Origin of the sequence: Cohnella baijiui (genome assembly GCF_020731285.1) — a bacterium.
In the GTDB taxonomy this organism is placed as follows: Bacteria; Bacillota; Bacilli; order Paenibacillales; family Paenibacillaceae; genus Cohnella.
Map to the genome: position 1 here is coordinate 30705 of NZ_JAJFOW010000024.1, position 13337 is coordinate 44041.

At 57.7% G+C, this 13337-nt stretch carries 9 protein-coding genes; all 9 read left to right on the plus strand.

The features are described 5' to 3' along the window. Nucleotides 1-179 precede the first annotated feature (179 nt). The 9 genes from LKX83_RS19960 to iolC all read left to right on the plus strand — a co-directional run bounded on the left by LKX83_RS19960 (nucleotide 180) and on the right by iolC (nucleotide 13324). Nucleotides 180-1331: a glycosyl hydrolase family 8 gene (locus tag LKX83_RS19960; protein ID WP_227884183.1), complete on the plus strand. Its 1152-nt coding sequence runs from the start codon at nucleotides 180-182 to the stop codon at nucleotides 1329-1331. 93 nt (nucleotides 1332-1424) lie between these two features. Then, nucleotides 1425-2999 carry a response regulator transcription factor gene (locus LKX83_RS19965; protein ID WP_227884185.1) on the plus strand — a complete coding sequence of 525 codons (1575 nt, stop codon included), beginning with the start codon at nucleotides 1425-1427 and terminating at the stop codon, nucleotides 2997-2999. A gap of 50 nt (nucleotides 3000-3049) precedes the next feature. Further along, nucleotides 3050-4801 (plus strand): sensor histidine kinase, encoded by a 1752-nt coding sequence (locus tag LKX83_RS19970; RefSeq protein ID WP_227884187.1) that lies wholly within the window; start codon nucleotides 3050-3052, stop codon nucleotides 4799-4801. A gap of 101 nt (nucleotides 4802-4902) precedes the next feature. Then, on the plus strand, nucleotides 4903-6615 hold the full coding sequence (locus LKX83_RS19975; protein WP_227884189.1) for a type 2 periplasmic-binding domain-containing protein: 1713 nt from the start codon (nucleotides 4903-4905) through the stop codon (nucleotides 6613-6615). 81 nt (nucleotides 6616-6696) lie between these two features. Beyond that, the gene (locus LKX83_RS19980; RefSeq protein ID WP_227884191.1) at nucleotides 6697-7671 is read left to right on the plus strand and encodes an ABC transporter permease; all 975 of its coding nucleotides are present in this window, start codon (nucleotides 6697-6699) and stop codon (nucleotides 7669-7671) included. A 44-nt stretch (nucleotides 7672-7715) separates the two neighbouring features. Next, complete coding sequence (locus LKX83_RS19985) at nucleotides 7716-8636, plus strand: carbohydrate ABC transporter permease (protein ID WP_227884288.1); 921 nt, start codon at nucleotides 7716-7718, stop codon at nucleotides 8634-8636. An 871-nt stretch (nucleotides 8637-9507) separates the two neighbouring features. After that, entirely contained in the window at nucleotides 9508-11376 is a 1869-nt protein-coding gene (gene iolD / locus LKX83_RS19990; RefSeq protein ID WP_227884192.1) for a 3D-(3,5/4)-trihydroxycyclohexane-1,2-dione acylhydrolase (decyclizing), read from the plus strand. Nucleotides 11377-11400: 24 nt separating this feature from the next. Next, nucleotides 11401-12309, plus strand: coding sequence for a myo-inosose-2 dehydratase (gene iolE / locus LKX83_RS19995; RefSeq protein WP_227884194.1), 909 nt, complete (start codon nucleotides 11401-11403; stop codon nucleotides 12307-12309). Between the two features lie 16 nt (nucleotides 12310-12325). After that, nucleotides 12326-13324 (plus strand): 5-dehydro-2-deoxygluconokinase, encoded by a 999-nt coding sequence (iolC, locus tag LKX83_RS20000; protein WP_227884195.1) that lies wholly within the window; start codon nucleotides 12326-12328, stop codon nucleotides 13322-13324. Nucleotides 13325-13337: the final 13 nt, after the last annotated feature.

Here is a 13337-nt window from a genome sequence, read left to right on the forward strand (position 1 = left end):
GTTCGCCCGATTTGGGTAAACTTTCGCGCCATTTGGGAATGGGCGAGCGCGTTTCGGCATGGTAGGATGAAGGAAAGTCATCGCTGGCGGCGTTGCCGAAGCGGTTCTTTTTTCGACATCTATGATTTTCAAAGGTTAATGAAAACGGTTACATTACGAGAGGCGAGAGGGCGTGCAAGATGAATTCCCAAGGCGCATTTTATTCCGACCAATACCGCAACGTCTTCCGAGAGCTCGGCTACGCCGAAGCGGACATCGACGAGCGAGTGGCCGATACGTGGACGAAGCTTTTCGAAGGAGGAGCGGATACCCGGATCTACTACGAGGCCGGGGACGACATGGGCTATCTCCTGGATACGGGGAACTTGGACGTACGGACCGAAGGCATGTCCTACGGGATGATGATGGCCGTCCAACTGGATCGCCGGGACGTATTCGACCGGATCTGGAAATGGACGCATACCTACATGTACATGACGGAAGGCGAAAACGCGGGTTATTTCGCCTGGTCGTGCGATCCGGACGGATCCAAAAGGTCGCACGGTCCGGCGCCCGACGGCGAGGAGTTTTTCGCCATGGCGCTGCTATTCGCCTCCCATCGTTGGGGAGACGGGCCGCCCCCGTTCGATTACGGCCGCCGGGCCCGGGACTTGCTGCGCGCCTGCCTGCACAAGGGCGAAGACGGCGCCGGTCATCCGATGTGGGACCCGGATACCAAGCTGATCAAGTTTATCCCGAATTGCGACTACTCCGATCCGTCGTATCATCTTCCGCACTTTTACGAGCTGTTCGCGCGATGGGCGTATCCGGAGGACCGGTCGTTCTGGCGGGAGGCGGCAGCCGCCAGCCGCGCCTACCTGCAGATCGCCTGCCATCCCGAGACGGGACTCGCGCCGGAATACGCGCACTATGACGGCACGCCGAATGACGAGCGCGGCTACGGGAAGTTCTTCAGCGATTCGTACCGGGTCGCGGCGAATGTCGGGGTCGACTGGGCCTGGTTCGCCGCGGATGCTTGGCAGATCGAAGAGGCGAACCGCATTCAGGCTTTTTTCGAAGGCAAGGACCCGAGCGACTACCGCCGCTACGAGATTGACGGCCGGCCGCATGAGGAGAAGGCGCTTCATCCCGTCGGACTGTTGGCGACGAACGCCGCGGCTTCGCTCGCAGCGAACGGCCCTCATGCCGAAGCGAGCGTTCGGCTGCTTTGGGAGACACCCGTCCGTACCGGCGACCGCCGGTATTACGACAACTGCCTGTACCTGTTCGCGTTGCTCGCGCTCAGCGGGCGTTACCGGATCTGGCATCCGCCGCACCAGACCGACCGCTGAACATTTGCAGCGACCCTTCCTTGCGACCGCCGAGGGAAGGGTCGTTTTGGCCGCGTGGCGGCCCTTTTCGAGATCAGACAAGGGGGGACATGCATGTATAAAGTCGTATTGGTCGAAGACGAGATCTTCGCGCGCCAGGGACTTCGCAATCTGATCGATTGGGAGCGGCTTGGCTACGAAGTCGCGCACGAGGCCGACAACGGCGAAGAAGCGCTGCAGATCATTGCGGATACGGCGCCCGAGCTTGTCATCACGGACATCCGGATGCCGGTGCTGGACGGCATGGAGCTCATCCGCACGGTCCGCGAGCGCGGCAACCGGGAGACGAAATTCATCATCATCAGCGGATACGGGGATTTCAAATACGCTCAGCAGGCGATCAAGTTCGACGTCAAAGACTTCATCCTGAAGCCGATCGACGAGGAGGAGCTGACGCAGACGCTCGTCCAGCTGGCGCTTCAGATCGAAAAGGATAAGCTGCTGAAGGACGAACCGCCGAACGTCGTCCAAAAAGCGACGGAGCGGCTGCTCAAAGGGCAGGCGTCGGACGAGGAGCTGCGTACCTTCTCCAAGCTGCTCGGCTGGGAGCGGAAGGGCCGCTTCCACTACGTTCTCGCCGAGATGAACGGCATCCCCGCGACGGTCGATACGGCGACGGGCGGCCCGTGGCGCCGCGGGTTGTCCGCGACGGTGCTCCGCGCCGCCGAGGAGCTGAGGGCGGCCGTTCATCCGATCCAGCTCCTGGAGCACAAGCCTGGACTGTACGGCTTCCTCCTCCGCCTCGGATCGCAGCGGCAAGCCGGGATCGCCGAAGCCGCGGATCTCTTCGCCCGCAGGCTGCGACAGCAGTTCGAGCTGCCGGCGATGGTCTACGCGGGGTTGCCCGCGAGCGACTTGGCGGGCGTCCACGAATCGTACCGCGCGGCCGGAGAGGCCGCGGCCTACAAATATGCATTCGCCGATCGCCGATCGCTCGTTTACGACGAGATGAAGAAGGTGGAGCTGCGCTACGAGGAGTTCGAGCCGGCCGATTACGCCAAGCTGCTCGAGCAGATGGAAGAGGGAGCCCGCGAGCAGATGCGGTCGACGGTCGACTGGATCTTCGACGAGATGAAGCGCAAGCGGTACGCGCCCGAAGCGGTGCAAAATGCGGTCGCCCGATTCGTCTTCGGCGTCATCGGCTCCATCCGTTCGATGCAGGGGGACGAAACGACGCTCCGGTCGCTCGAGCCGATCCTGCAATGGCACCATCTGCCGATCGCGCTGGAAGGGCTGAAGGAGCGGTTTTGGCGGTTCGTCGAGGAGAGCGCCGATCTCGCGGCCGGTCTTCGCCGCACGAACGCCAAGGGAGACATCGTGAAGATCAAAACCTACATCGAGCAGCACTACAACGAAGACATCAGCCTGAAGAGCATCGCGGCGCGGTTCTATATGAACCCGGTCTACCTCGGCCAGCTGTTCAAAAAAACGTACGGCATGTATTTCAACGATTTTCTGCTGCAGATCCGCGTCCACAACGCCAAGCGGCTGCTTCGCCAAACGGAGATGCGCGTGTACGAGATCGCGAAGAACGTCGGCTTCGACAATTCGGATTATTTCGTCTGCAAGTTCGAGAAGGTGGAGGGCCGCACGCCGACGGCCTATCGGAACGAGCTGCTCGCCAAATAGCAACGGGAGCCGCGACCAATCTTTCATTTGCGAACAGAAAAGAGGACCCCATGAATCGGCTGCTGAACAACATCCGGCTGCGCAACAAGATGCTGCTCATTTATTTCTTATGCGTATTCGCTCCGATCGTCCTGACCAACGCCATCTTCTATCGCGTAATTACGGACAATGTGAGAGATCAACGAATTCAGGATATCGATCGGGCCGTCGAGCAGATCAAGAACGACTTTCGCGCTCAAGTCGACGCCGCGGTAGGGTTGTCCTCGTTCTTTTACACGGATTTCGTGACCAACGAGATTCTGGATCAGGATTTCGCGAACACGGCGGATTACGTAGAGGCATACGATTCTTATTTGCGTCGAATGCTGAACAATTACACCCCGCTTGCTCTGTCGCTGCAAACGGTGACGATCTACGTGGATAATCCGACCTTGCTTCATTCCGGAAATGTCGGAGATCTATCCGACGATGTTCGCAAAATGCCTTGGTATAAAGCTCTTCGAAACTCCCCTTCGCAACCCGCGTTTGTCCGGACGGAATCGACTGACGGACACTTCGAAAGCTTCTCGCTTATTCGCCGGATGGACTACTACTCGAAACGGTTCCCCAAGGAGAAAGCAGTCAAGATCGATTTTAAAACGGTGGATCTGGATGAACTGTTCCGTAATCTGAATATGCAGGGAAGCATGTACCTGCTGAATCCGGTCGGAGAGATCGAGTTCACCACCGACCCCGCGATCGATTGGCGGGTCAGCCCCAAGGCGGCCTTTGCATCGATAAATACGGAGCATGCAATCGAATTTGCGACCGAGTACGGCGTCACCAGCTATTTAAGAGGATGGAGAATCGTAGGGACCGTCGCGGAAGACGAAGTCATCCGCGAGGTGCGGAAATCCCGCGACTTCATTCTCGTATCCGCCTGCGTCATGATGGTCATTCCGACCGTCATCATTCTGGTCATTACCCGTTCCTTCAACGTGCGGATCATTCAAGTCCTGAAGCATATCAAAAAAATAAGAAATCAGCATTTTGAAACGATACAAAATTCTGATTTTAGGGATGAAATCGGGCAGCTGACACTCGAGTTCAACCGGATGACCTTGCAGATCAAATCGTTGATCGACGACGTCTACGGGGCAGAACTGCAGAAAAAGTCGTTGGAACTAGATCGGCGCCAAGCTCAGCTGAATGCGCTGCAAAGTCAGATCAATCCGCATTTCCTGTTTAATGCGCTGGAGACGATTCGAATGCGCAGCCTGCTCAAAGAAGAGCGCGAGACCGCCGGCATTATCCACAGCATGGCCAAAATTTTCCGGAGCTCGTTGACCTGGAATAAGGACTGGATCACGGTGAACGAAGAGCTGGAGTTCATCGTCTGTTTCCTGGATATTCAGAAATACAGATTCGGGGATCGACTGAACTATCAGATGGACATCGACCCGGACGCGTATCATTGCGAAATTCCCAAAATGCTGTTTCTCCCCTTCGTCGAGAACGCGAGCATGCACGGTATCGAGCCGATGAAGCAAGGCGGGAGGATGGAGATCCGGATTTCCGTAACGAAGGAAATCTTGCGGTTTTCCGTTCGCGACAATGGAGTCGGGATGAGCGAAGAGCAGGTGGACAAGATCTATGGTTACCTCCGCATGGAGGGGACGATGGGCGAGAGAATTGGCATTCAAAATGTGATCTATCGTGCCAAACTCCTCTATGGGGATCGATTCCGGTTTGCCGTCGACAGCCGTCCTGGGGAAGGAACTGACATCGTATTCGAAATTCCGATAATAAATACGAATATATAATTTTGAAAGCAAAGTCTATAGTTGCTGGGGTAACCGAATGTTGTAACCGCTTTTATACTGGAGGGGAACAATAGAAAACGTTTGAGAGGGGTAGACATTTGTTGAGGAAAAGGAAATTAGCATTGCTGGGTCTCGCCGCTGTCCTGTCGTTCTCCGTTGTGACGGCTTGTTCCGGCAGCAAGAAGGAAAACAACAATGCGGCGCCGGGGACAAGCAGTCCGGGGGTCAGCGAAGGAACCGAGCCCAAGAAAGACAAGGCGACTTTTACGATTTTCAACGGAGTGGCCGGCTCCAAGGACGGGAATACGAACGAGACGACGATTGGCAAGATGCTGGAGGATCAGACGGGCGTCAACTTCAAGCTCGAATTTCTGGTTGGCGATCTCAATACGAAGATCGGGACGATGATCGCCTCAAACGAATATCCGGACGTGCTGATCCCTGACGCGGCGATAGAAGAAGTACTGAACGCGGGCGCATTTATTCCGCTCGATGACCTGATCGACAAGTACGGCCCGAACATCAAAAGGGTGTACGGGAAGGATCTGGATCAAATGAGGGCCAAGGACGGAAAGCTGTATGTTCTGCCGATGTCCGCCCAGGTTGGGAACTTCGTCCCGGATCCGGAACCGGCCGCTGCGTTTTACATCCAGCGACGCGTGTTGGAGGAAGCGGGCTATCCGAAAGTCAGAACGCTGGATCAATACCTGAAGCTCATCGAAGACTTTGCAAACAAGCATAAAGACGAGAACCTGACAGGCATGGTTACATTGACGCACGATTGGCGCTTCTTTGCCACATCCAACCCGCCAATGCACCTCATGGGGTATCCGAACGACGGCAATGTCATGGTGGACGTAAATACGTTGGAAGCAAAGACCTACTCGGCTTCCGACGCGGCGAAGAAATGGTTGCAAGCATTGAACGGTTTGAATGCCAAAGGGTTGTTCGATAAAGCTTCCTTCGTCGACAACTACGACCAATATATCGCGAAGCTGACCTCGCACAAAGTGCTCGGGTTCTTTGATCAAAGATGGCAGGCGGCGAATGCGTTTAACGCGCTCAAGGACGCAGCTCGCAAGGATCCTTCGCAGGATGCCTACAACTATTTTCCGCTGCCGATCACGTTTGACGAGAATATCCCGGACGCCTATGTCGACGGACTTGGAAGTGTAATCACCAATCGCGGGATTGGGATTACGGTAAGCGCCAAAGACCCCGCGAGAATTATTCAGTACTTTGACAATTTGCTAAAGGAAGAGAACCAGATTTTGATCTCCTGGGGGATCAAAGGCGAAACCTATGAAGTGAACGAACAAGGCCGCTTCTATCGTACGAAAGAGCAGATCGACAAAATCGACGAAGCCTTCAATCAGAAATTCGGCTTCAAATATTATAGCTGGAACTGGCCGAGCTACGGCGCCAATTCGTCCTTCTCCGACGGGAATGCCAAAGGCGTCGGGTATCAGCCCGAGGTTTTCCAGATGAGTCTTACGGAAGCGGACCAGAAAATATTAGATCAATATGGCATTCAAACCTACACGCAGCTGTTCGCCAAGCCGCTCGAACGGCCTTGGTATCCTGCGTGGGGCTTTGCGAAGGATGCCAAGTCTCCGGAAGCGATGTGGGAGACAAAGAAGGACGAACTGACGAAAAAGTATTACCCCAAACTCGTACTCGCCGCATCCGACAAATTCGATACGATCTGGAACGATTTCCTGAAGGAGTTTGGCAAGCTGGATACGGCAGGATACGAGAAGTGGACGACCGAGCAAGTTAAGAAAAAGGTTGAAGCGGCTCAAGGCAATTCCTAACCGTTCGAGGAAGGCCGGTCGTCAGACCGGCCTTCCCCGAACGATCGTTTATTCGCGTTGGCATTTGAAGGAGAGATAAGGATGGAGACAAAAGCGATACTGGCGACGTCCGGTCCGGCGGCGAACAAGAAGCCGAAGGGAATTCGGCTGTTTTTCATCAAGCTGGCGAGGCAGCGGGCATTGGTCGTCATGTCCGTTCCTTTTTTAATCTGGCTGTTCATCTTCAAGTATGTTCCGATATGGGGCTGGACGATCGCCTTCCAGGATTACAAGCCTGCCCTGAAATTCTGGGACCAGACTTGGATCGGCTTCGAGCATTTCAAGTTTCTGTTCGGCGACGAGCGATTCGTTCGGGTTCTGCGCAATACGCTCGCCATGAGCTCTATCAATCTGGTACTTGGCTTTGTAACGGCGATCGTACTTGCGCTGCTGCTAAACGAGATCCGGCAAGTCGCGTTCAAACGAACCGTCCAAACCATCAGTTATTTGCCTCACTTTATCTCTTGGGTTGTCGCGGCCAGCATCATCCAAACAACCCTATCGCCGGACGGCATCCTCAATCAGATGCTCATCTGGTTGGGAATTGTCGATAAAGGAAACGAAATTCTGTTTCTCGGTATCCCCGAGTACTTCTGGGGAATCTTTGGAGCCAGTTCCGTCTGGAAGGATATCGGATGGAACACGATCGTATATTTAGCTGCGATGACGACGATCGACCCTTCGCAATACGAAGCCGCGGAGATCGACGGTGCGAGCCGGCTCAAGCGGATGAGATATATCACGCTGCCGGGAATTAAGCCCGTTATTGTCGTCTTGCTGATCATGAACATCGGGTATTTGCTGGAATCGGGATTCGAGCCGCAATATTTGCTGGGCAACGGCATGAACGTCGACTATTCTGAAAATATCGACATTTTCGTGTTGAAATACGGCATTGCTCAGAGCAATTTCTCCCTTTCGATCGCGGCGGGCATGTTCAAGACGGTGGTCAGCTTCGTGCTGCTGTTCGCAGCGAACCATATCGCCAAGCGCGCCGGCGAATCGAGATTATTCTAAGGGAGGGACATTCATTGGAAAACAACGCGGCGACAAGCAGAACGATGAGAAAGGCGAAAAGCCGGATCAAAGCGTCGGCCGGCGATCGGATTTTCGACTATTGCAACTACACCTTTATGATTCTGCTGATCATCGTCACGCTTTATCCGTTTATCAATATTTTGGCCGTATCGCTCAACAACGCTCAGGACTCGATCAAGGGAGGCATCTTCCTATTGCCTCGGGTCTGGACGTTGGATAACTACCGCTATATTTTCAGGGAATCCACGATCTTCCATGCCACGCTCATCTCGATCCTGCGGACCGTGATCGGCACGGTGACAACGGTATTCTGCTCTGCCATGGTGGCGTATACGCTCAGCCGACAGGATTATGTGCTGCGCAAATTCATGACGATCGCCTTCGTGCTGACGATGTATTTCAACGGCGGACTCATACCCAACTATCTGCTCATTCGGGACTTGCACTTGCTCGGCAGCTTCTGGGTCTATGTCTGGCCGGGACTGATCGGCGTCTTTAACCTCATTATCATTCGCTCTTTCATCGAGAACTTGCCGGAGAGCATTCTGGAATCCGGTCGGATCGACGGGGCGGGAGATTTCCGTTCCTTCTTCCATATCGTGCTTCCGCTGACGCTTCCCGTGCTGGCGACGGTCGCCTTGTTTTCGGGCGTGTACCAATGGAATTCATGGTTCGATGTGTTCCTGTACAATTCCTCGCATATCAATCTGAGCACGCTGCAATACGAGCTTCAGAAGATCTTGCAGAACTCTAATACCACTTCGGGAACCTCAAGCTTGGACGGGATGATCAACGGAGCCAGCGGCGCCCAGCAGAATACGGTCACGCCGCTGTCCGTTCGGGCCACGATGACGATCGTCGCTTCCCTGCCGATTATTATGGTCTATCCGTTCTTGCAGAAATATTTCGTCAAGGGCATGATGGTCGGCGGTGTTAAGGGTTAATTCAGCACCGATTTGCCGAATCGTGAAGATTGCCTCCGGGGCCGCCAGGCCGGGAGGCAATCTTTTTTGTTGGGGAAAGGGAGTGGGAAAGGATGATCTTCTTGCGGGCCTGATCGCGAGTCGAACGACTGTCTTGCGCGAAAAAGGTGTATCCGACTGTCGTAGAGGCGCGGATGCAGATGCGGAAGCGGCAGGTTGGCGCGCGGGTCTTGACGTTTGAGCATTTCTCCGGCGTAGTGTCGCCGATTACACAGTAGATCGTTTAGAAAATGCATATTTGGCGAATTGGGTTAAATGCGAGGGTGTAGGTAGCTTGTAATGCGTACATTCGGCGATTTGGGCTGTTTGTGTGGGATGTATGTAGTTTCCATACGCACATTGGGCGATCTGAGCTGCGTGCGAGGAATGTAGGTAGTTTACATACGTACATTTGGTGATTTGGGCTGCGTGCGACGAATGTAGGTAGTTTACATACGCACATTTGGTGATTTGGGCTGCGTGCGACGAATGTAGGTAGTATACATACGTACATTCGGCGGTTCGGAGCCGACAACGAGCGTGATCTCCTTACGCACTCCCGCATGACTTGTCAGTGCCGCCTCGTAAGCCTTTTTCTGGCCCACCGCCGGCGACTGGAACGGCTCGGCGCGGGACTGCCATAGATGCGCCAATCGCGTGAAAATGGAAAAAAGGATTGTAGGCAGCGGCTTTCTTTGCTAGAATGAGTTAAGCGCTTTCCCTCATGTTTTACCATTGAATGCGCAAACTTTTCGGCATGAAACAGGAATTCAGCTATATTTTATAGAATGGGATTGGAATGTTTCTTTGCAATAGGTTAAGCGCTTAATCTACATGAATCGGAGGTCACGGCATGGAGAAAACGGTACGACTGACCATGGCGCAAGCGCTGCTGCGCTTCTTGGATCGGCAATACCTTTCGGTGGACGGAGAGGAGATCAAGTTCGTCCGCGGCGTGATGGGCATCTTCGGCCACGGCAACGTGACCGGAATCGGCGAGGCGCTGGAGCGCGAGCCCGGCAGCTTGACCTATATCCAGGGCAAGAACGAGCAAGGCATGGTGCATGCAGCGACGGCGTTCGCCAAGCAGCGCAATCGCAGGCAGATCTATGCCTGCACGTCGTCGATCGGCCCCGGCGCGCTGAACATGGTGACCGGCGCGGCGACGGCGACGGTCAACCGCATCCCCGTGCTCCTGCTGCCCGGCGACAACTTCGCTTCGCGCCAGCCCGATCCGGTGCTGCAGCAGCTCGAGGTGCCCGGCGACTACACCGTGTCGGCTACCGACCCGTTCAAGCCGGTCAGCCGGTACTGGGACCGCATCGTCCGGCCGGAGCAGCTCATGACGTCGCTTCTGCACGCGATGCGGGTGCTCACCGATCCGGCCGAGACCGGCGCCGTCACGCTCGCGCTCCCGCAAGACGTGCAAACCGAAGCGTACGACTATCCGGTCCGCTTCTTCGACAAGCGCGTGCACTTCCTCGACCGACGTCCGGCAGCCCCCGAAGCCATCCGGCGCGCGGCCGAGCTGATCGCGGCCAAGCGCAGGCCGATCCTCGTCGCCGGCGGTGGCGTTCACTATGCCGGCGCGACGGAGACGCTGCTCGCCTTCGCGGAGGCGTTCGGCATTCCGATCGCCGAGACGCAAGCCGGCAAAAGCGCCGTGCCCTGGAACCACCCGCTCGCCCTCGGCGGCGTCGGCACGACCGGGACGCTCGCGGCGAATCAAGTCGCCGCCGAAGCCGATCTCGTCATCGGCGTGGGCACCCGCTACTCCGACTTTACGACCGCCTCCAAATTCGCCTTTCGCAACCCGGACGTCGCCTTCGTGAACGTCAACGTCAGTCCGTTCGACGCGTTTAAGCTGGAGGCTGCGTCCGTCACGGCGGACGCGAAGGCGGGGCTCGAGGCGCTCCAAGCCGAGCTGTCCGCCCATGGCTACCAGGCGGGCTACGCGCCGGATGAGATCGCCTCCCGCAAGGCGGCTTGGGATACGGAGGTCGACCGCCTCTATGCGATCCAGCGCGAGGACGGTCTCGCGCAGACGCGGGCGCTCGGCCTCATCAATACCTTCGTCCAGCCTTCGGACGTCGTCGTCTGCGCGGCGGGCAGCCTGCCGGGCGACCTTCATCGGGTATGGCGAACGGTCCAGCCGAAGACGTATCACATGGAATACGGCTTCTCCTGCATGGGGTACGAGGTGAGCGGCGCCTTTGGCGCAGCGCTGGCCGAACCGGACCGGCGCGTCTACGCGCTCGTCGGCGACGGCAGCTATCTGATGCTGCATTCGGAACTCGTGACCGCGGTGCAGGAAGGCGTCAAGCTGACGGTGCTGCTGTTCGACAACCACGGCTTCCAATGCATTCACAATTTGCAGCGGGGACACGGCAGCGACGGGTTCGGCAACGAATTCCGCTATCGCGAGGCCGGCACGAACCGGCTGACCGGCGGCTACCTGCCGATCGACTTCGCGGCGCACGCCCGCAGCCTCGGCGTCGCGTCCTTCTCGGCGCGGACGGCGGAGGAACTGAGCGCCGCGCTAACGCAGGCGGCGGAAGCGCCGGGACCGGCGCTCGTCGAGATCAAGGTGGTGCCGGGCACGAACACCGACGGCTACGAATCCTGGTGGAACGTCGGCGTACCCGCCGCCTCCACGAGTCCCAAAGTGTTGCAAGCGCACGACGAGATGCGGCGCACGATCGCGGCCGCGCGTCCTTATTAATCGCATCGTAAAGGAGAGATGGCGTTGAGCGGCAAACGGACTTTTCGGCTCGGCATTCACCCGATCAACTGGGTCGGCGAGGATGTGGCGGAGCACGGCAGCGAAACGACATTCGAGCAAATCGCGGACGATATTCGGCGGCTCGGCTTGACCGGAACGGAGATGGGGCGCAAATATCCGAAGGACGTACCGACGCTGAAACGGGAGCTGGAACGCCGAGGCATCCGCCTCGTTTCCCAGTGGAAGTCGGTGTTCTTCTCCGACCCGTCCCGCCGGGCCGAAGAACTGAAGGCTTACCGGGAACACGCGCTGTTCCTTCGGGAGATGGGTGCCGACGTGATCAGCACGGCGGAGATCGGCGGCTCCCTGCACTGGGATCCCCGCCGGTCGGCGAACGAGACCGAGGTGAAGCGTCTGACGGACGAGGAGTGGAAATGGTTCGCGGACGGTCTGCAGGAAGCGGGGGAAATCGCCCGCTCGCTCGGCATGAAGCTCGCCTACCATCACCACGGCGGCACCGTCGTCGAGCAGCCGGAGGAGATCGACCGCCTGCTGGCGTCGACGTCGCGGGAGGTCGTGCATCTGCTGTACGACACCGGCCACGCCTACTACGGCGGCGCCGATCCGCTGGCGCTGCTGAAACGGCATTACGACCGGATCGCCTACGTCCACCTGAAGGACGTCCGGGACGATATTCTCGCGGAGGCGAGAGCCGGGGGCTGGGACTTCGTCACCTGCATCCGCCGGGGCGTCTTTACGGTGCCGGGCGACGGCTGCCTCGACTTCGGGCCGATCGTCGCCGAGCTGAACGCCCGCGGCTATGACGGCTGGGCGATGCTCGAAGGGGAGCAGGACCCTGCCGTTCACGACCCGTACTTGTACGCCCGCAGGGCGTTGGACTATTTGAACGCGCTGAAGACGACTACCGAATAGAAGGGATGGCACGCACATGACGTCCATAGCGTTTCCCGGAGGCCGGCAGCACGACTTTACCGCCATCGGCCGGCTGTGCATCGACTTGAACGCGAACGAGATCAACCGGCCGATGGAAGACACGGTCACGTTTACGAAATACGTCGGCGGGTCTCCCGCGAACATCTGCATCGGCATGTCCCGTCTCGGCATGAAAACCGGCTTTATCGGCAAAGTCGCGGACGACCAGATGGGACGATTCATCCTGCGGTATTTGCGGGACAACGGCATCGACGCGTCCGGCGTATCGACCGACCGCACCGGTGCCGTCACGGGGCTTGCGTTCACGGAAATCAAAAGTCCCGAAGAGTGCAGCATTCTTATGTACCGGGACAACGCCGCGGATCTCAAGCTCGCGCCGACGGAGGTGGACGAGGCGCTCATCGCGAACAGCCGGGTGCTGCTCGTCTCGGGCACCGCGCTCGCCCGGAGCCCTTCCCGCGAAGCGGTGCTGCTCGCCCTGCGGTACGCGCGCAAGCACGGCACCAAAGTCGCGTTCGACATCGATTATCGGCCTTATTCCTGGACCAACCCGGAAGAGACGGCGATCTACTACCACGCGGCGGCGGAGAAAAGCGACATCATCATCGGCACCCGCGAAGAGTTCGATATGCTGGAGCGGTTCGACGGCAACGATGAGCGCAGCGACGAGAAAACGGCCGCCGCCTGGTTCGGCTGCCATGCCGAGCTCGTCGTCATCAAGCACGGCAAAGACGGCTCCGTCGCTTACGCCAAAGACGGAAGCGCCCATCGCGGCGCGATCTTCCCGGCGAAGGTCGTCAAGACGTTCGGCGCCGGCGACGCGTACGCGTCCGGCTTTCTTTACGGCCTGATGCAGGGCTGGACCGTCAGCCGCAGCATGGCTTACGGCAGCGCGTCCGCCTCCATCGTCATCTCCAGCCACAGCTGCTCGGACGCGATGCCGACCGCCGCTCAGATCGACGCCTACATCGCGGCTTCCCGCACGAACGATTAAGAGAGAGGTGCAG

What these genes read in the sequence shown, in the direction of transcription:
- LKX83_RS19965 (WP_227884185.1), top strand. Translation starts at nt 1,425, where the DNA reads ATGTATAAAGTCGTATTGGTCGAAGACGAGATCTTCGCGCGCCAGGGA.
- LKX83_RS19980 (WP_227884191.1), top strand. Translation starts at nt 6,697, where the DNA reads ATGGAGACAAAAGCGATACTGGCGACGTCCGGTCCGGCGGCGAACAAG.
- iolD (WP_227884192.1), top strand. Translation starts at nt 9,508, where the DNA reads ATGGAGAAAACGGTACGACTGACCATGGCGCAAGCGCTGCTGCGCTTC.
- LKX83_RS19970 (WP_227884187.1), top strand. Translation starts at nt 3,050, where the DNA reads ATGAATCGGCTGCTGAACAACATCCGGCTGCGCAACAAGATGCTGCTC.
- LKX83_RS19960 (WP_227884183.1), top strand. Translation starts at nt 180, where the DNA reads ATGAATTCCCAAGGCGCATTTTATTCCGACCAATACCGCAACGTCTTC.
- LKX83_RS19985 (WP_227884288.1), top strand. Translation starts at nt 7,716, where the DNA reads ATGAGAAAGGCGAAAAGCCGGATCAAAGCGTCGGCCGGCGATCGGATT.
- iolC (WP_227884195.1), top strand. Translation starts at nt 12,326, where the DNA reads ATGACGTCCATAGCGTTTCCCGGAGGCCGGCAGCACGACTTTACCGCC.